The organism is Amycolatopsis sp. NPDC051045, assembly GCF_040682955.1.
Lineage (GTDB): Bacteria > Actinomycetota > Actinomycetes > Mycobacteriales > Pseudonocardiaceae > Amycolatopsis.
In genome coordinates, this window is the sequence record NZ_JBFBCC010000022.1 from 83,642 (window position 1) to 102,651 (window position 19,010).

Below are 19,010 nucleotides of genomic sequence, written 5' to 3' on the forward strand. Positions count from 1 at the left end.
TGGGTGGGGCAATGGTCGACGGCGTGCGCCCGGGCGCGGGGACGGACCCTTCGGGCGTGGGCGGCGTGGGCGTTGGCGAGGCGGGGGAGCAGGAGCTGCGGCGGCTGCTGGCCGGCCTGACCGCGGTCCGCGACGGCGACTTCGGCATCCGGCTGCCCGGCGGGGCCGACGGCCTGCTCGGCGAGATCGCCACGGTCTTCAACGGCATGGCCGACCAGCTGTCGCTGTTCACCTCCGAGGTCACCCGCGTCGCGCGGGAGGTCGGCAGCGAGGGGCAGCTCGGCGGGCAGGCGAAGGTCCCCGGCGTGTCCGGCACGTGGAAGGACCTCACCGATTCGGTGAACGCTATGGCCGGCAACCTGACCACCCAGGTCCGCGACATCGCCCAGGTCGCCACCGCGGTGGCGAAGGGCGATCTCTCGCAGAAGATCGACGTCGACGCCCGCGGCGAGATCCTCGAGCTGAAGGACACCGTCAACACGATGGTGGACCAGCTGTCGTCGTTCGCGGACGAGGTCACCCGGGTGGCGCGCGAGGTGGGCAGCGAAGGCCGCCTCGGCGGGCAGGCGCAGGTGCCCGGGGTCGGCGGCGTGTGGCGCGACCTCACCGACTCGGTGAACTTCATGGCCGGGAACCTGACCGACCAGGTCCGCAACATCGCCCAGGTGACGACGGCGGTGGCGAAGGGCGATCTCTCGCAGAAGATCACCGTCGACGCCCGCGGCGAAATCCTCGAACTCAAGAACACGATCAACACGATGGTGGACCAGCTGTCGTCGTTCGCGGACGAGGTCACGAGAGTGGCCCGCGAGGTGGGTACCGAGGGGCGGCTGGGCGGCCAGGCCGACGTCAAGGGCGTCTCCGGCACCTGGCGCGACCTCACCGACTCGGTGAACTTCATGGCCGGCAACCTCACCGACCAGGTCCGCAACATCGCCCAGGTCGCCACCGCGGTGGCGAGCGGCGATCTCTCGCAGAAGATCAACGTCACCGCCCGCGGCGAGGTCCTGGAGCTCAAGGACACGCTGAACACGATGGTGGATCAGCTGTCCGCGTTCGCGGACGAGGTCACGAGAGTGGCCCGCGAGGTGGGTACCGAGGGGCGGCTGGGCGGCCAGGCCGACGTCAAGGGCGTCTCCGGCACCTGGAAGGACCTCACCGAGTCGGTCAACGTCATGGCCGACAACCTCACCGCGCAGGTCCGCTCGATCGCCCAGGTCACCACCGCGGTCGCCCGCGGCGACCTGTCGCAGAAGATCCGGGTCGACGCCCGCGGCGAAATCCTCGAACTCAAGGACACCATCAACACGATGGTGGATCAGCTGTCCGCGTTCGCGGACGAGGTCACCCGGGTGGCGCGCGAGGTCGGCACCGAGGGCAACCTCGGCGGCCAGGCGACCGTCCGCGGCGTGTCCGGGACGTGGAAGAACCTCACCGACAACGTCAACGTCATGGCGTCCAACCTGACCGGCCAGGTGCGCTCGATCGCGCAGGTCGCCACCGCGGTCGCGCGCGGCGACCTGTCGGGCAAGATCACCGTCGAGGCCAAGGGCGAGGTCGCGGCGCTGGCCGACGTCATCAACACGATGGTCGACACGCTGTCGGCGTTCGCGGACGAGGTCACCCGGGTGGCGCGCGAGGTCGGCACCGAGGGCATGCTCGGCGGGCAGGCGCGGGTGCCGAACGTCGCCGGGACGTGGAAGGACCTCACCGACAACGTCAACTCGATGGCGAACAACCTCACCGGGCAGGTCCGCAACATCGCCCAGGTGACCACCGCCGTCGCCCAAGGCGACCTGACCCGCAAGATCGACGTCGACGCCCGCGGCGAGATCCTGGAGCTCAAGACCACGATCAACACGATGGTCGACCAGCTCTCGGCGTTCGCCGCGGAGGTCACGCGCGTGGCGCGCGAGGTCGGCAGCGAGGGCCGCCTCGGCGGGCAGGCCGAGGTCGAAGGCGTGTCCGGCACGTGGAAGCGGCTCACCGAGAACGTCAACGAGCTGGCCGGGAACCTCACCCGGCAGGTCCGCGCGATCGCCGAGGTGACCAGCGCGGTCGCCGAGGGCGACCTGACCCGCTCGATCACCGTCGACGCCTCCGGCGAGGTCGCCGAGCTGAAGGACAACATCAACTCGATGGTGGAGTCGCTGCGCGAGACGACGCGGGCGAACCAGGAGCAGGACTGGCTGAAGTCGAACCTGGCCACCATCACCGGGCTGATGCAGGGCCGTCGCGACCTCGCCGTCGTCGCGGCCGCGGTGATGGACGAGCTCGTCCCGCTGGTCAACGCCCAGTACGGCGCGTTCTACCTGGCCGACGACACCGCCGAAGTCCCGGAGCTGCGGCTGGTCGGCGCGTACGGCCACCCGGACGACGGTGACGGCCCCGCCGTACGGTTCCGGGTCGGCCAGTCGCTGGTCGGGCAGGCCGCGCGCAGCCGCCGCCCGATCGCGGTCGACGACGTGCCGCCCGGCTACGCCACGATCTCCTCCGGGCTCGGCAGCACCGTCCCGGCCAGCCTGATCGTGCTGCCGATCGTGGTCGAGGACCAGGTGCTCGGCGTGCTCGAACTGGCGTCGGTGCACGGGTTCACCGCGGTGCACCGGGCGTTCCTCGAACTGCTGATGGAGCAGATCGGCGTCAACGTCAACAGCATCGTCGCCAACGCCCGCACCGACGAGCTGCTCGGCGAGTCGCAGCGGCTGACCGCGGAGCTGCAGGCGCGTTCGGAAGAACTGCAGGCGCGGCAGGAAGAACTCCAGTCCTCCAACGCCGAACTGGAGGAGAAGGCGGCGCTGCTGGTCACGCAGAACCGCGACATCGAGACCAAGAACCTGGAGATCGAGCAGGCGCGGCAGGAACTGGAGGCCCGCGCCCAGCAGCTGACCCTGGCGTCGAAGTACAAGTCGGAGTTCCTGGCCAACATGAGCCACGAGCTGCGCACCCCGCTCAACAGCCTGCTGATCCTGGCCCAGCTGCTCGCGCAGAACCCGACCCGCAACCTCACCGCGAAGCAGGTCGAGTACGCCGGCATCATCCACTCCGCGGGCTCGGACCTGCTGCAGCTGATCAACGACATCCTCGACCTGTCGAAGGTCGAGGCCGGGAAGATGGACGTCACCCCGGAACAGGTGTCGCTGCGCGGGCTGCTGGACTACGTCGAGGCGACGTTCCGGCCGATGACCTCGCAGCGGAACCTGGACTTCCGGATCACCGTCGCGCCCGGCTCGCCGGCCGAGCTGCTCACCGACGACTCGCGGCTGCGGCAGGTGCTGCGCAACCTGCTGTCCAACGCGGTCAAGTTCACCGAGATCGGCGGGATCGAGCTGCACATCGAACCGGTGGACCCCGACCGGCTGCCCCGGCCGCTGCGCGTGCACGGGCCCGCGGTCGCGTTCCGGGTCACCGACACCGGCATCGGGATCGCCGAGCACCAGCTCGAATCGATCTTCGGCGCGTTCCAGCAGGCCGACGGCACCACGAGCCGCAAGTACGGCGGCACCGGGCTCGGCCTGTCGATCAGCCGGGAGATCGCCCAGCTGCTCGGCGGCGTCATCACCGCCGAAAGCACCCTGGGCGAGGGCAGCACGTTCACCTTCGCGCTGCCGGTCGCCCGCCCGGACTTCGCGCCGCTGCCGGCGGGGGAGCACCCCGGCACCGCCGTCGCGACGACCGAGCCCGGTGCGCTCGTCCCCTCCTCGGGGCCGCGGCCGTACCGGCGGCTGCTGGTCGTCGAGGAACGCCAGCACGGGCTGCTGACGCTCGTCGCCGAGAGCGCGGCGGCGGACCTGGCCGACAGCCGGGACATCGGCCTTTCGCCCGCCGACGTCGAAGTCGTGACGGCGGTCGGCACGCAGGAGGCCGCGGCCGCGCTCGCCACCGACGCCTACCACTGCGTGGTGCTCGACCTGGATCTGCCGGACCGGACCGCCTTCACCTTCCTCGACGCGATGCAGGGCGACAGCGCGCTGCGGCTGGTGCCGGTGCTCGCGCACAACAGCCGCCGGCTCGACGTCGAGCTCGAACAGCTGGTGCAGTCCCGCGCGGACGTGCAGTCCCTGGAGGTGCTGTCCGGGCTGGACGAGCTGCGCGAGCGGATCGCACTGCACTTGTCGGCGGAGGAGCCCGGCGCGGTGCTGCCGCTGGTCCGCCCGGACGAGCCGGCCGCGCCGCTGCCGGCGGCCGACGTCGACACCACCCTGGCCGGGCGGACGGTGCTGATCGTCGACGACGACCCGCGCAACGTCTACGCGCTGACCGGGATCCTGGAGCTGCACGGGATGCACGTGCTGCACGCCGAAGACGGCCGCAAGGGCGTCGAGACGGTCGCTTCGCACCCCGGCATCGACCTGATCCTGATGGACGTGATGATGCCGGAGATGGACGGTTACACCGCGACCGCGAAGATCCGCGCGATGCCCGAGCACGCCGGGATCCCGATCGTCGCGGTGACGGCGAAGGCGATGCCGGGCGACCGGGAGAAGAGCCTCGCGTCGGGCGCGACCGACTACGTCACCAAACCGGTCGATGCGGACGACCTGATCGCCCGCATCAAGCGGCACGTGACGGCGTGACCGGGGACGAGCGGTTGCCCGCCGAGAACCGGGACGGCCCCGTGCTGCCGCCGCCGGCCGAGGTGTCGGCCAACCTCGCCCGGCTCGCCGACACCGTCGCCCGCCTGCGCGGCGAGGTCGACCACGCGCACGCCGTCGCCGACGGCCGCGGGCTGATCGAGCTGGCCAAGGGCGTGCTGATGGAACGCCTGCACTGCACGCCGCCGGACGCGGCGAAGCAGCTGGAGACGCTGGCCGAACGCGCCGGGATGACACCGTTGGAGTTCGCCGCGGACGTCGTCGGCGAGGCGGCCGAGGACCGCATCACCGAGGTGACGCAGGAATTCCTGGCCCGCGCGGAGGGCGAAGAGTCCGTCGCGGTCCGGCTGCGGACCGCCGAGAGCGGCGTGCTCGCGGCGGGGGACACCCAGCGCGTGGCGGAGTCCATCCTGGAGCACGCGCTGCGGCCGCTCGGCGCGACGGCCGTCGCGGTGTGGCTGGCCGGGCCGGACGGTTCGCTGACGCTGGCGGGTTCGGCCGGGTTCTCCGCCGAGGAGGCGACCCGCTGGTGCTACGTCCCGCCCGGTGTGGCCACGCCCGCCCGCAGCGCGCTGATCGAGCGAGACCTCGTCTGGTTCCCCACGCTCGCGGGCGGCGGGCTGCCGTCGATCGGGCAGCACACGCTGTCCGGCGGCGGGCGGGTCACGGTCCCGACCGGCACCGGCGGGCGGATCATCGGCGTCGTCGAGATGTGCTGGCCGGAGCCGCTGCCCGCGGAACCGGGGCGCCAGCGCCGTCAGCTGGAGGCACTGGCCGAGCTGTGCGCGCACACCCTCGACACCTGGGACGGCGTGATCGCGCCGGTGGCCGCGGACGGCTCCGGCGACTTCCTCGGCGAGCTCGTCGACTTCATCGACGGCCTGCACGACCCGGCCGTGCTGCTCTCGCCGTGCCTCGACGGCGGCGACCGGCTGAGCGACTTCCGCATCCACCACGCCAACGTCCGGTTCGCCGACCCGGGCGGGCGGCCGCGCAGCCGGATCGTCGGCACCCGGCTGCTGGAGGCGTACCCGCTCGCGGCCGAGGAGAGCGGGCTGCTCGACAAGATCCAGCGCGTCTACGCCACCGGCGAGCCGTTCCGGGCCGAGAGCATGGCGATCACCACGCTGGTCGACCAGGTCCCGCTGACCGTGCTCACCGACGTCAGTGTGACGCGCTTCGCCGGGAACGTGCTGCTGATCCTGCGCATCCAGGACGACGCGGCGAAGCTGGCGGTGCTGCTGCAGCACGCCCAGCGGCTCGGGCGCATCGGCGGCTTCGAGGAGAACGTGGTCACCGGGGTGATCACCTGGAACACCGAGCTGTTCTCGTTGTACGGCCTGCCGCCGAACGCCGCGCCGCTGTCGCTGCACGAACTGGCCACGCACGCGCACAGCGACGACGCGCCGGCCATCGGCCGGTTCCTGCGGGCGGTGCTGCACCACAAGCGTCCGTCGTCGACGGCGTTCCGGCTGCAGCGCTCCGACGGCGTCGCCCGGCACATCCGGGTGGTCGCCGAGCCGGTCGTCGACGCCCGGGGCGAGCTGGTCGCCGTCCGCGGCGCCTACCAGGACGTTTCGTCGCAGCACTGGACCGAGGTGGCGCTGGCCGCGACGCGGGACAGGCTGGCCGAGACCGAGCAGGAGGCGATCGAGCGGAACCGGCTCGCGCTGCAGCTGCAGCGCGCGATCATGCCGCCGGCCAAGGGACCGATCGACATGCCGGGCCTGCGCGCCGCGGTCCGGTACCGGCCCGCGGAGAAGGAGCACCTGGTCGGCGGCGACTGGTACGACGCGGTCGCCCTGCCGACCGGCGAGGTGCTGCTGTGCGTCGGCGACGTCGCCGGGCACGGCATCGACGCGGCGACCGGGATGGTGAGCCTGCGCAACGCGCTGCGCGGCCTCGCGGCGACCGGCGCCGGGCCCGCCCAGCTGCTCACGTGGCTGAACCTGGTGGCCTACCACCTCACCGACCACGTGACCGCGACCGCGGTCGCGGCGATCTACGACCCGGCGAGCCGGAAGCTGCGGTGGGCCAGGGCCGGGCACCTCCCGCCGATCGTCCGCCACCGCGACGGCACGGCGACGACGCTGCCCCTGATCCGCGGCTCGCTCCTCGGCGCCGTCCGCGACGTCACCTACCAGGAGGAGGAGCTGCAGCTCGCGGAGGGCGACATCCTGCTGATCTACACCGACGGCCTGATCGAGCGCCGCGACCGCCCGGTGCAGGATTCGGTGTCCCGCCTGGTCACCCTGGTCGACGGCCACAACGGTGGCCTCGAGCACCAGCTGGACCGCCTGCTGACGTACAGCACGGCGGACACCGACGACGACACGTGCGTGGTCGGCATCGAGGTCACCACCCAGAGCCCGTGAACGCCACCTTCACGGACCTGGTCAGGGGTTGATGGCCAAGACCAGGAAGCCGGCCAGCAGCACCAGGTGCACGCCGCCCTGGAGGCGGGTGGCGCGGCCGGGTACCACCGTCAGGACGCTCACCACCACCGTCAGCGCCAGCAGCACGATCTGCGTCGAACCCAGGCCCAGCAGCAGCTGACCGGGCAGCCACAGCGACGCCAGCGCGATCGCCGGGATGGTCAGGCCGATGCTGGCGATCGCCGAGCCGTACGCCAGGTTGAGGCTGATCTGCATCCGGTCGCGCTGGGCCGCGCGGGTGGCGGCCAGCGTCTCCGGCAGCAGGACGAGCAACGCGATCACCACCCCGACGAACGACTGCGGGAACCCGGCGGCGTGCACCCCGGCTTCGATCGCCGGTGATTCCACCTTCGCCAGCCCGACCACCGCGATCAGCGCCACGAGCAGGAGCGCCAGGCTCCCCAGCGCTTCGCGGTTCGACGGCGGTTCGGCGTGGTCGTCTTCCTTGACCGCGCCGTCGGCCGCCACCGGGAGGAAGAAGTCGCGGTGCCGGACCGTCTGCGTCAGCACGAACGTCCCGTACAGCGCCAGGGACGCCAGCGCCGCGAACGTCAGCTGCGTGGGGGAGAACGCCGGCCCGGGCGTGCTGGAGGTGAACGCCGGCAGCACCAGGCTCAGCGTGGCCAGCGTTGCGACCGTCGCCAGCGCGGCCCCGCTGCCCTCCGGGTTGAACCGCGTCGAGCCGTAGCGCCGGGCGCCCACGAACAGCGAGATGCCGACGATGCCGTTGGTGGTGATCATGACGGCGGCGAACACGGTGTCCCGCGCGAGCGAGCCGGCTTCCGGGCCGCCGGAGGCCATCATCGTGACGATCAGCGCGACCTCGATGACCGTGACCGCCACCGCGAGCACGAGCGAGCCGAACGGTTCCCCGACGCGGTGGGCGACGACCTCCGCGTGGTGCACCGCGGCCAGCACGGTCGCCCCCAGCGCAACGGCGACGACGGCCACGAAGACCGGGCCGAGGTCGCGGCCCCAGGCGACGGCCAGCACCAACACGCCGAGCACCGGGGTGACGGAGGTCCAGGACAGCAGGAAGGATCTCAGCGCGGCGACCATGCCTCCACCCTCGCACACCACCGCGGGTTTCGCGGACCCGTACGGCCTGTCTCACACAGTCCCTTGTGGACTGTCGAAGCCGGCGGGCACCAGCAGCGGCGCGGCGGCGGCGACGTGCCGGCGGAAGGTTTCGCTGAGCGGCGGGAGTTTCCGGCCCGCCGCCCAGGCGAGGCCGATGTCGCGAGCAGCGTCCACATCGGTCAGTTCGAGGTGCGGTGCCGGGAACGCCGCCGTGTGGGGCAGCGGAAGCACGGACACGCCGAGCCCGGCGGTGACGAGGCCGCGCAGCGTCTCGACCTCGTCGCCCTCGAACCCGACGCGCGGGGCGAACCCGGCCTCGGCGCACAGCCGCTCGGTCGTCTCGCGCAGGGCGTAACCCGGCCGCAGGAGGATGAAGGTTTCGTCCGCGACGTCGGCGAGGCGGACGCGGTCGCGCCCGGCCAGCCGGTGGCGCGGGGGGACCGCGAGCCGCAGCGGCTCGACGAGCAGCCGGGACCAGTGCAGCTGGGGGTGCCCGGGGTCGCCGCTGGTGATGACGAGGTCCGCGGTGCCGTCGAGCAGTTCCGCCTCGAGCCCGGCTTCGCCGTGCTGCCGCAGTTCGAAGCGGGCGCCGGGGTGCTCGCGCAGGAAGCCGCTCAGCACGGCGGGCACGAGCCAGGTGCCGAATGTGTGCAGGAACGCCAGGGGGACGACCCCGGTACCCGGCGCGACGATCTCGCCGACCTCGCGCAGTCCCTGGTCGAGCTGATCGAGCACGAGATCGACGTGGCGCTTGAACGCGTGCCCGGCCGGCGTCAGCCGCAACACCCGCCCGGACCGGCGGAACAGTTCGGCGCCGGCGTCGTGTTCGAGACGCCGGAGGGCCCGTGACAGGGCGGGCTGGGTGAGGTGCCCCCGCGCGGCGGTCTCCGTGACGGTGGCGCCGGCGGCGACCTCCCGGAAGAGCCGGAGCGTCTGGACGTCCATGCCGTCAGTGTATGGAATTTCAGCCGATCAGGCATTGGACGCATCGGTCGCCGCGGGCCAGGCTGGAGGTATGGCTACCGTGGCAGAACAACTGGTCAGGACCCTGCGCGACGCGGGTGTCGAACGCATCTACGGCATCGTCGGCGACAGCCTGAACCCGATCGTCGACGCGGTCCGCCGCACCGACGGCATCGAGTGGGTCCACGTGCGCCACGAAGAGACCGCCGCCTTCGCCGCGGCGGCCGAAGCACAGGTCACCGGCAAGCTCGCCGTCTGCGCGGGCAGCTGCGGACCGGGCAACCTGCACCTGATCAACGGCCTGTTCGACGCCCACCGCTCCGGCGCGCCGGTGCTGGCGATCGCGTCGCACATCCCGTCGAACCAGATCGGCACCGGGTTCTTCCAGGAAACCCACCCGGACCGGCTCTTCGCCGAATGCAGCCACTTCAGCGAGCTGGTCGCCGAGCCGGCGCAGCTGCCGCGCCTGCTGCGGATCGCCACGCAGACCGCCGTCGGCAAGGGCGGCGTCGCGGTGCTGACCATCCCCGGCGACCTCGCCGACCGCAAGGCCACCGGCCCGCTCACCGAGCGGCTCCCGCTGGTCACGCCGTCGCCCGCGGTGCCGGCGCCGGAGGTCGTCCAGGAGCTGGCCGACCTGCTGAACTCGGGCGAGAAGGTGATGCTGTTCGCCGGCGCGGGGGTCCGCGGCGCCCACGACGAGGTCATGGCGGTGGCGGAGAAGCTCGCCGCGCCGGTCGGGCACTCGCTCGGCGGCAAGGAGTGGATCCAGTACGACAACCCGTTCGACGTCGGCATGAGCGGCCTGCTCGGCTACGGCGCCTGCTACGACGCGATGCACGAAGCCGACCGGATCGTGCTGCTGGGCACGGACTTCCCGTACGACAACTTCCTCCCGCAGGCCCGCACGATCCAGCTCGACCACGACCCGGCCCGCCTCGGCCGCCGCACCCCGCTGGAGCTGGCCGTGCACGGCGACGTGAAGGAGACGCTGCGCGCCCTGCTCCCGCTGCTGCGCCCGCGCACCGACCGGGCGTTCCTCGACAAGATGCTGCGCGAGCACGTGCGGAAGCTGGAAAAGGTCGTCGGCGCCTACACGGCGAAGATCGAGCACCGGCGCCCGATCCACCCGGAGTACGTCGCTTCGGTGCTCGACGAGGTCGCCGCCGACGACGCGGTGTTCACCGTCGACACCGGCATGGGCAACGTCTGGGCCGCCCGCTACCTGACGCCCAACGGCCGCCGCCGCGTGCTGGGCTCGTTCCGGCACGGCAGCATGGCGAACGCGCTGCCGCACGCGATCGGCGCGCAGCTGGCCCAGCCGGGCCGCCAGGTCGTGTCGCTGTCGGGTGACGGCGGGCTCGCCATGCTGATGGGCGACCTGCTGACGCTGCCCGCCTACGACGTCCCGGTCAAGGTCGTGGTGTTCAACAACGCCACGCTGGGCATGGTGAAGCTGGAGATGCTCGTCGACGGCCTCCCGGACTTCGGCACCGACCACGCACCGGTGAACTTCGCGGCGATCGCGGCCGCTTGCGGCGTGTTCTCGGAGCGGGTCGAGGACCCGGCCGACGTGCGCGGCGCGCTGGAGAAGGCGTTCGCCCACCCCGGCCCGGCGGTGATCGAGGTGGTCACCGACCCGAACGCGCTGTCGATCCCCCCGCGCATCACGGGTGAAATGGTGCGTGGCTTCGCCATCGGCGCCACGAAGACGGTCCTCAACGGCGGCGTCGGCAAGATGGTCGACCTGGCGCGCACCAACCTGCGCAACACCCCGCGGCCGTAGCGGACGTGTCCACTGTGGCCCCCGGCGTTACGGCGCTTCCCCGGTCCACTCCGGCAGCCGGACGCCGTGCAGGCCGCGGTAAGCCGCGCGCTCGGGTGGGCGCCAGTTCGCCAGGAGTTCCGCCCGCGGCTTGAAGACCTCGACGCCGAGCGGGTGGCAGGTGCCGATCGGGTCGCGGGCGTCCGGGCCCCACAGCGGTACCGACAGGTCGCCGCCCGGGCAGGTGGACAGTGCGCACAGCAGGTCGACCTCGGCGAAGAACTCGAAGTGGTCGCCGGGGCGGGCGGGGCTGGCCTTCATGAAGTAGCGGTCGTCGTCGTTGAGGCCGGTGCGCTGGAACACGTTGAGGACGTCGTGCACGTCGAACTCGGTGAGCCCGAACGGCGCGACCGCGCGGACCAGGTTCGAGTGGCAGTGGAAGTCGAAGTCCTCGCCGGTGAGCATCCGGTTCACGTACGGGTCGCAGCGGGTGCCGAGCAGGTCGTGGACGCGGCCGCCGTCGGTGTCGGCGCCGTGATCGGCGAGGGTGTCGGCGGTGATCGTGGCCAGCGGGCGCAGGAACGGCAGGGTCGACCACAGGCGGTCGAAGGTGCTGACGTGGGCGCGCTGCAGCTGGCGGGTGCGCGCCGCCCAGAACCGCTCGCGCGGGTCGTCGGCGTGCCACAGGTTGAGGTCGCCGACCTGCGGTCCCTCGACGGTCCGCAGGCGGCACAGGTGCCCGCGCGGCACCCGCCACGCGCGTCCCGAGCGGATCGGGACCTCGAACGCCTCGACGAGTGCGCGGCCGTCCTCTCCGGCGAGCCGCCGGTAGAAGGGCCGGTCAACGTCGAGGGCGCGGCCTCGGTACGCGGCTGGGGGTGAAGCCATCGGCGGTCTCCCTGGTCGGTGGGCTGGTGCCGCTCCAGGATGCCTCGGCTACGCACGGTGGTGATCGACCACTCGTTCGGCTGCTGGGGCAGGGGTGGGTCCAACTCTTACCGTCGAGGGGGCGCTCGCCGTCTCGTCGTGGGAGGTGTGACCGGCGTGCTCGTGGCCCTCCAGCGCACCGGCGAAGACCGGCCGCTCCCCGCGGCGGTGGCGCATTTGGTGGAACTGCTGCGATCGTGGGGCCCGGGGCCGGATCACCTGGCGGGACTGGCGCTGGCGGGTATCACCCTGCCGGGCCGGCGAGGCCCCTGGTTCGTGGACGCGCTGGTGTTCACGCCCTGCGGAGTGGTGGTGATCGCGGCGCACGAACCGGGCCCGCCGGACTGGCCGGGCCCCGGCAACCGGACCGGAGCGGCGGTGGCGGCGGCGAAGGGCGCGCTCGCCGGCCACGAAGGAGGCCGGTACGTGACGGGCCTGGTCGCCCTCGTCCCACCGGTGGCGGGCTCGCCGGAAGCGACGGGGGAGGTGGTGGAACCGCATCACCGCGCGCTCCAGTGGCGCGAACCGGAGGCCGTGCCCGGCGTCGCGGTCGTCCGCGCCGACCCCCGCGGCCTGCGGCGGATCATCGGGCAGCACAACCGGTGGCGGACGGTTTGGTCGGCCGACGACATCCTCGACGCCTGCTACACGCTCTCCCTCGCGCACCTGGCTCCCCCGCGGGCGGCTCTGATCGCCGACGGGTTCCCGGTGCGGCTTCCGGTGCTCTCGCGGCTGCCGGAACGGCCCGCCGTGCTCCCCGTGCGCCCGGAACCGCCGCCGCCTGCGGCCGACGACGAACCGGCTCCGTGGATCCCGTCGGCGCGCGGGCCCGGTTCGGCCGTTTTCCCCCGGCCGCGGCCGATCCGGCAGGTTCCCTGGGGCCTGGTCTTCGTGCTCACGGTGCTCGTCACCGTCGGCGTCGTGGCCGCCGTCTTCGTCGCCCAGGTCTTCCACGGCTCCTGACCTGCCACGATCGGTTCGCGTCAGCCAGGCCATCTGCACCGTTTCCCCGAGGCGTCGCCTGGGCACCTCCCGGTAGACGTGAAAGGGGCTCACGATGCCGCGCACCCGAGCGCTTGTCCTGCTGGCCGTCCTCGCGGGTTCGTCCCTCACCGGGTGCAAGCTCGCCGACGAACTGGCGGCCGGACCCGCCGCGACCCAGGCGCCGGGGACGGTCGCCGCCCCGCGGGTCCCGCCCGCCGAGGCGCGGACCCAGCTGGCGGCACTGAAGGTCGCCGTGCGCGGCACCATGGACGGCTACAGCCGTGACGAGTTCCCGCACTGGGACAAGGTCGACGCGAACTGCGACGTCCGCGAGCAGGTCCTCAAGCGCGACGGCCAGGACGTCAAGACCGACGCGCAGTGCGCCGCGAAGTCCGGCACCTGGGTGAGCCCCTACGACGGCGAGACGTGGCACAAGGCGTCCGATGTGGACATCGACCACATGGTGCCGCTGGGGCAGGCCTGGATCAGCGGCGCCAAGTCGTGGACGCGGGAACGGCGCGAGCAGTTCGCGAACGACCTGGTCCGCCCGCAGCTGAGGGCGGTCACCGACAACCTCAACGTGCAGAAGAGCGACAAGGCCCCGGACGCGTGGAAACCGCCGCTGGTGTCGTACTGGTGCGCCTACGCCACCGACTGGATCGTCGTGAAGGGCAACTACGGCCTGACGATCACCGTCCCCGAGAAGAAGGCGCTGGAAACCATGCTCGGCCACTGCTAGAACGAGCGGGCCGCTACCACCGCCTGCCCGGCGTAGGACTGTCCGAACAGGACGGTGTGCACGAGCAGCGGGAACAGCTGGTGCAGCCCGATCCGGTCGCGCCGGCCGTCCGCCAGGGGCGTCGCCTCTTCGTAGGCGGCGATGACCCGATCGAGGTGCGGGCAGCCGAACAGGTGGAGCATCGCCAGGTCCGTCTCGCGGTGCCCGCCGTGGGCGGCCGGGTCGATCAGCCACGCCTCGCGACCGTCCCACAGGACGTTCCCGTTCCAGAGGTCGCCGTGCAGCCGCGCGGGCGGCTCGGCCGAGGCCGGGATCCGCGCGCAAGCACGCTCGAACAACGCTGCTTCGGACGGCTCGAACGTCCCCGCGTCCACCGCCAGCCGCACGTAGGGCAGCACGCGGTCGGACGCGTACCAGGACGCCCAGTCCCCGGCCGGGACGTTGGCCATCGGCGCCCGGCCGATCCACGCGTCCGAAAGTCCGTCCGGCGGCGGCGCGCCGAACGCCGGGGCGCCCGCGGTGTGCAACCCGGCCAGCCCGCGGCCGAAGCGTTCCGCCGCCGAGGCCGACGGACGACCGGCCGGGACGCGGTCGATGACCAGCCGGTGCCGGTCGTGGCTGTGCACGGCGGGCACCGGCACCGTGCCCGCCGAAGCCAGCCAGCGCAGGCCCGCCGCCTCGGCCACCGTCGCGCCGGGAGCGTGGCCCCGCTTGATCACCACCTCGCGGCCGTCGTCGAGGACGGCTTCGCGGACGGCGACGGGCTCGCTCATGTCGGCCACGGTACCGGCGCGCTACGGTGGTCGCCGGAGACAGGGGGAACGACGGTGGCGGTGCAGGTCCGGGAACTCGAACAGCTGCTCGGTGCGCTGGCGGAGGTCCAGCGGTCGGAAGCGCGCGACTATTCGTCGTTCAGCGTGCGCGGCAAGCGGTTCGGCTACTTCTGGCCGCGGACCCGGACCGTCGGCCTGAAGCAGACCGTTTCCGAGCAGCTGGCGCTGGTGTCGGAACGGCCGGACGTGTTCGAGGTGCAGTTCACCGCCGGCGGGTTCGGCTGGGTGGTGGTGTACCTCGACGGCATCGACGTAGACGAGCTCACCGAGCTCGTCTACGAGGCCTGGCGGCTCTCCGCGCCGGAGGACCTCGTCGCGGAGGTGCCCTTCACCAGGATCGCCCGGGCGTAGAGCAGGTCGAACCCTTGCCGCTGGGCGTTCTGCTGCGACTTCGACCCGGGCAGCGTGGTGACGATGGCCAGGTCGCACCCGGCTGCGGTGGCCGCGGCGAGACGGGTGCGCAGCAGGGCCGTTTGGACGCCGCGGCGGCGGTGGACGGGCACGGTCGCGGCGCCGGCGAACTGCGCGATCCCGTCGGTGACCCGGAAGCTCGCGCCGCCGGCGAACTCGCCGTTCCGTTCCGCGGTGTACCGCCGGACCCCGGCCATGTCCCGCAGCGCGGCCACGATGATTTCGCGGGTGAGGTCCTCGTGCGAAGGCAGGCCTTCGGTGTCGGTGACCGTGGAGGCGTCGGCGATGGCGGTCAGCCAGGTCTCCAGCTCGTCGTCCCGGCACGGCCGGACCTCGCCGGTGGCCTCTTCCACGGGCCCGCCGAGGCGCCGGCCGAGTACGTTCTCGTACGACTCCAGCCGGTAGCCGCGCGCGGTCAGGAACGCCCCGACCGAGGGATCGGCCAGGTGACACAGCTCGACTTGCACCGGCGCGCCCAGCTCGGCGAAGGCCTCCTCGACCTCGTCGAGGTCTTCGGGTAGGCCGGCGAAGCCGAGGCCCGCGACCTTGTTGAACGGCGAGTCCGCCTCGGCGAAGGCGGCGACGCCCCCGGCGAGCGGGCGCGTGAACCCGGCGGTGCCGCCCCGCCGGGCCCGCGCCGCGTCGCTGCACGCGGCGACGAACCGCGCTTCCGCGTGTTCGATGCGCCGGGCCAAGCCGACGTCACAGAAAAGCCGTTCCCCGTCCACGTCCTCACAGTGGCGGACGCGGACGGGGAACTCCAACCGGTTTTCTCAGCCCTCCACGCGGTGGGCCGCCCAGAACGACGTCAGGTCGGTCGACCCGGCCGCCGCCTGCGCCGCGGCCTTGAACTCCGCCGTGGTCGACACGCCGTACCAGTGCGACTGCGCGTACGACTTCAGCAGGTTCGCCATCGCCGTGTCGCCGATCAGCCGCCGCAGGTCGTGCAGCGTGCACTTGCCGTAGTTGTAGACCACCGTGGAGTACCGGGACGAATGCGCGTCCCAGTAGGCCATGGAGTTGGTCAGCTTCTCCGCGCTCGACTGCCACGTGATGCCGCAGCCGCTGCCGGTGATCCCGCGGTAGAGGTCGGTGGCGTAGTCGGTGAAGCTCTCGTCGAGCCACGGGGAGGTGTACTCGTCGTCGCCGACGATCCCGTAGAACCACTGGTGGGCCAGCTCGTGCGGGAGCGCGGTGGTCGACACGAGGTCGAGCACGAAGCCCGGGTACTCCATGCCGCCGAACCAGAAGTTGTTGTCCAGCACCACGTCCACCTCACCGTACGGGTAGTCGCCGAAGCGGCCCGAGTGGACGTCGATGGAGTCGGCGGCCAGGGTCAGCATCTGGTTGGCGCTGCTGGTGGAGATCCCGCTGACCGAGTAGACGTTCACCCGCACGCCCTTCCCGGACGTGGTCGTGATCTTCGCGAACGGCCCGGCGGCCCACGCGAAGTCCCGCACCTTGCCGGCCACGGCGTGCGTGGTGGTCGTGCTGCCGCTGGTCGTCTCGGTCGAGCTGCCGGTGGCCGGGGTCAGCAGGGCCGACGGGTGCACGAGCGTGACGTCGAAGTCGCTGATCACCGTGTAGAACGACTCGCCGTTGTTCGTGTACGGGTCGAGGTGCCAGCCCGCACCGTCGCGGACGGCCAGCACCGGCAGCGCGTTGCCGATCATGTTGTACGCGCCGTCGTGGCCGAACCGGTCGGCGCCGCTGGGCACGACGATCTTCAGGTCGAACCCGATGGTGCCCGACTGGCCCTGGGCGAGCGGGGCGGGCAGCGTGATCTTCAGCGCGGTGCAGTTCACGCTCAGCGCGGACGGCGTGCCGCCGGTGACGTTCGTGACCGTGATCGGCGTGCTCGGGCAGCTGCCGTGGTAGTTGTCCCAGAGCCGCAGGTACACCTCGGGCAGCGCGGTCGCCGAGCCGTTGGTGAAGCTGACGCTCTGGTGCCCGGTCCAGGTGTCGCCCGCGGTGTTCGAGGTCAGGTTCACCGTGTAGGCCGGGTTGACCGGCGTGCGCGTCGAATCGGCGGGTGCGGCCGAGATCGTCCAGGGGAACGTGGCGCTCCCGCTGTTGCCGGCCGGGTCCTTCGCCGTCACGGTCACCGAGGACGTGCCCGCCGTCGTCGGCGTGCCGGTGATCTTGCCCGTGCTCGCGCCGATCGCGAGGCCCGCGGGCAGGCCGGTCGCGCTGTAGGTGAGCGCGTCGCCCTGCGGGTCGCTCGCCTGGATCTGCAGCGACGCGGCCTGGCCGACGGCACCGGCCTGAGCGCCCGGCGAGGTGACGACCGGCGACTGCGGGTTGCTCGTCCCGGCCGTGGTCAGCGAGAAGTCGTCGAGGAGGAAGTTGGTGGCCAGGCTGGCATCCTCGGTGCCGGTGATCTTCAGCGTCACGGTCTGGCCGAGGTAGCGCGAGACGTCCACGGTGCGCTGGACGTACCCGGTGTTCTTGTCGAGGTTCGAATAGCTCGCAAGGGTGTCGGAACCGGCCTGCACCACCAGCTTGTCGTAGGCGGTGCCGGTCGTCGTCTCCTTGGTGTCGACGTGCGCCCACCAGGACAGCGACGCCGAAGCGCAGCCGGCGGGGAGCGTCAGCGACTGGGACAGGGTGTCGGTGTGCGCACTGCCGTAGCCGTCCAGCCAGGCGTCCATCGTCCCGCCGTGCGCGGGTTCCGCGGTGGTGGCGGCGGAAATGACGCCGCTGGTCTGGGTCCACGGCGTGGTGCCGCTCTCGAACCCGCCGTTGCCGACGATCTGGTCACCGCAAACCGCGGCGGCCTGGGCCGGCGCGGCGGTGACGACGGTACCCAGCAGGCCGGTGCCACGCCGAGCGCGGCGGAAAGCACCCTCGATCTCATGGAGGTCGTCCTTTCGCGGCTCCGCCCGTGGGAGCCAGGAGAAGCGTCCTCTCCGGTCCGGACAGGCGGAACCCGCCATGAGTCGGGTTCCGCCTGCCCGGACGGGAGGTACCTGACCCTTTCGTCGGGTATGCGCGGCAACGTCCGGGTGTACGGATCTTGTACACCGCATTGCGAACGTGGGGCCGGACACCGGGAGGAAGACCATGGTCCCCAAGATCAAGGCAGTCGCCGCGGCCGTCGGCGCTCTGCTCGCGCTGGCCGGCAGCGGGATCGCGCACGCCCCGCCGGCGGCGGCCGCCGAAGCCGCCGGCATGGAAGCGATCTTCAACAACCCGCCCGAGAACGGCGACCGCGACCACTCGATCGAAACCCGGCTGGTCGAGCTGGTCAACGGGGCTCCGGCCGGGTCGGAGATCCACATCTCGCTCTTCAGCTGGACCCGTCCCGCGCTCGCCGAAGCGATCAAGGCCGCGCAGGCCCGCGGGGTCAAGGTGCGGATCGCGCTCGACGGCGCCGCGGACGACGACCCGGCCAACACCGCGATGCCGATCCTCAAGTCCGCCGGGCTCACCCAGCTGGTCTTCTGCGGCACCGGCGGGATCAACACCGGGTGCATCGCCCACGACGGCAGCCCGCACTCGATCAACCACGACAAGCTGTGGATGTTCTCCGAGACCGAGGGCAAGAAGGACGTCGTCGTCATCGGCTCGTACAACCTGACCACCGTGCAGGGCAACATGTTCAACAACGCCCTGCTCACCTACGGCGACGCCGACCTGTACGGCTTCTACCGCGGCCACGTGCAGAAGATGCTGGCGCAGAAGAAGGACAACAACTACTACGACAACGCCGGCTACCACAAGACGCTGACCAGCATGGTCACCAGCTACCTTTCGCCGCGCGCCGACTCGAAGGGCGGCACCTCGGAGGAGTTCGCCACCGACACGTGGGCGCAGCTGCTGAAGTACATCACCAAGTACGAAGCCGGCTGTTCGCTGAACGTCGTGCAGGCGAACATCGCCGACTCGCGCACGCCGGTCGTCACCGAGCTGGTCCGGATCGCCAAGCTGGGCTGCAAGGTCCGGATCGTCTACGACGACCTGGGCACCGCGGCGCTGGCCGCCCTCAAGGGCAAGGCGAACGTGACGCTCAAGCGGTTCAGCACGATCGCGAACGACCGTGAGATCACCGTGCACTCGAAGTACATGCTCTACACGGGCAACTACAGCGAGAAGGCCGGCCGGTCCCTCGTCTTCACCGGCTCGCACAACATCTCCGGCGCGGCCCTGCGCGACAACGACGAGATCCTGATCAAGGTGGAGAACGCGGCGATCAGCGCCGCCTACCAGGACAATTTCAGCACCATCCTGGCGCGCGCGAAGTGCTCGGCGCCCGCCACCTGCTGAAAGGCCGTGAAT

General features: G+C 71.8%; 12 protein-coding genes and 1 pseudogene. 7 read left to right on the plus strand and 6 right to left on the minus strand.

What is annotated here, in order from left to right; all coding sequences use genetic code 11:
* Window positions 1-11 precede the first annotated feature (11 nt).
* Window positions 12-4,577: a HAMP domain-containing protein gene (locus tag AB0M80_RS36080; protein WP_364573964.1), complete on the plus strand. Its 4,566-nt coding sequence runs from the start codon at window positions 12-14 to the stop codon at window positions 4,575-4,577.
* A complete protein-coding gene (locus tag AB0M80_RS36085) occupies window positions 4,574-6,970 on the plus strand; it encodes a SpoIIE family protein phosphatase (RefSeq protein WP_364573911.1) in 2,397 nt (798 codons plus the stop codon). Before AB0M80_RS36080 ends, AB0M80_RS36085 begins: the two co-directional genes overlap by 4 nt.
* A gap of 21 nt (window positions 6,971-6,991) precedes the next feature.
* On the opposite strand, the gene AB0M80_RS36090 is transcribed toward AB0M80_RS36085, so the two are convergent.
* Window positions 6,992-8,089 (minus strand): ionic transporter y4hA, encoded by a 1,098-nt coding sequence (locus AB0M80_RS36090; RefSeq protein WP_364573913.1) that lies wholly within the window; start codon window positions 8,087-8,089, stop codon window positions 6,992-6,994.
* 51 nt (window positions 8,090-8,140) lie between these two features.
* Complete coding sequence (locus AB0M80_RS36095; protein ID WP_364573915.1) at window positions 8,141-9,055, minus strand: LysR family transcriptional regulator; 915 nt, start codon at window positions 9,053-9,055, stop codon at window positions 8,141-8,143.
* Window positions 9,056-9,125: 70 nt separating this feature from the next.
* Between AB0M80_RS36095 and AB0M80_RS36100 the strand changes: the two genes are divergently transcribed.
* Entirely contained in the window at window positions 9,126-10,859 is a 1,734-nt protein-coding gene (locus AB0M80_RS36100) for a pyruvate dehydrogenase (protein WP_364573917.1), read from the plus strand.
* Window positions 10,860-10,886: 27 nt separating this feature from the next.
* Here AB0M80_RS36100 and AB0M80_RS36105 read toward each other — a convergent pair whose 3' ends face one another.
* On the minus strand, window positions 10,887-11,726 hold the full coding sequence (locus AB0M80_RS36105; protein ID WP_364573919.1) for an urea carboxylase-associated family protein: 840 nt from the start codon (window positions 11,724-11,726) through the stop codon (window positions 10,887-10,889).
* A gap of 156 nt (window positions 11,727-11,882) precedes the next feature.
* Here AB0M80_RS36105 and AB0M80_RS36110 point away from each other — a divergent pair, with 156 nt between their 5' ends.
* Together AB0M80_RS36110 and AB0M80_RS36115 are read left to right on the plus strand one after the other, a co-directional pair.
* Window positions 11,883-12,728 (plus strand): hypothetical protein, encoded by an 846-nt coding sequence (locus AB0M80_RS36110; protein ID WP_364573920.1) that lies wholly within the window; start codon window positions 11,883-11,885, stop codon window positions 12,726-12,728.
* A gap of 94 nt (window positions 12,729-12,822) precedes the next feature.
* Window positions 12,823-13,488: an HNH endonuclease family protein gene (locus tag AB0M80_RS36115; RefSeq protein WP_364573922.1), complete on the plus strand. Its 666-nt coding sequence runs from the start codon at window positions 12,823-12,825 to the stop codon at window positions 13,486-13,488.
* Here the strand turns inward: AB0M80_RS36115 and AB0M80_RS36120 are convergent.
* Window positions 13,485-14,261, minus strand: a complete 777-nt coding sequence (locus AB0M80_RS36120; protein ID WP_364573924.1) for a fructosamine kinase family protein — start codon at window positions 14,259-14,261, stop codon at window positions 13,485-13,487. The genes AB0M80_RS36115 and AB0M80_RS36120 overlap by 4 nt on opposite strands.
* Before the next feature lie 54 nt (window positions 14,262-14,315).
* On the opposite strand from AB0M80_RS36120, the gene AB0M80_RS36125 reads away from it, so the two are divergent.
* Window positions 14,316-14,672 carry an MmcQ/YjbR family DNA-binding protein gene (locus tag AB0M80_RS36125; protein WP_364573926.1) on the plus strand — a complete coding sequence of 119 codons (357 nt, stop codon included), beginning with the start codon at window positions 14,316-14,318 and terminating at the stop codon, window positions 14,670-14,672.
* On the opposite strand, the gene AB0M80_RS36130 is transcribed toward AB0M80_RS36125, so the two are convergent.
* Together AB0M80_RS36130 and AB0M80_RS36135 are read right to left on the minus strand one after the other, a co-directional pair.
* The gene (locus AB0M80_RS36130) at window positions 14,597-15,460 is read right to left on the minus strand and encodes a GNAT family N-acetyltransferase (protein ID WP_364573928.1); all 864 of its coding nucleotides are present in this window, start codon (window positions 15,458-15,460) and stop codon (window positions 14,597-14,599) included. The two genes, AB0M80_RS36125 and AB0M80_RS36130, sit on opposite strands and share 76 nt — an antisense overlap.
* 45 nt (window positions 15,461-15,505) lie before the next feature.
* Window positions 15,506-17,577 (minus strand): annotated as a pseudogene (locus AB0M80_RS36135) (putative Ig domain-containing protein).
* A 218-nt stretch (window positions 17,578-17,795) separates the two neighbouring features.
* On the opposite strand from AB0M80_RS36135, the gene AB0M80_RS36140 reads away from it, so the two are divergent.
* Window positions 17,796-18,998, plus strand: coding sequence for a phospholipase D-like domain-containing protein (locus AB0M80_RS36140; protein ID WP_364573930.1), 1,203 nt, complete (start codon window positions 17,796-17,798; stop codon window positions 18,996-18,998).
* Window positions 18,999-19,010: the final 12 nt, after the last annotated feature.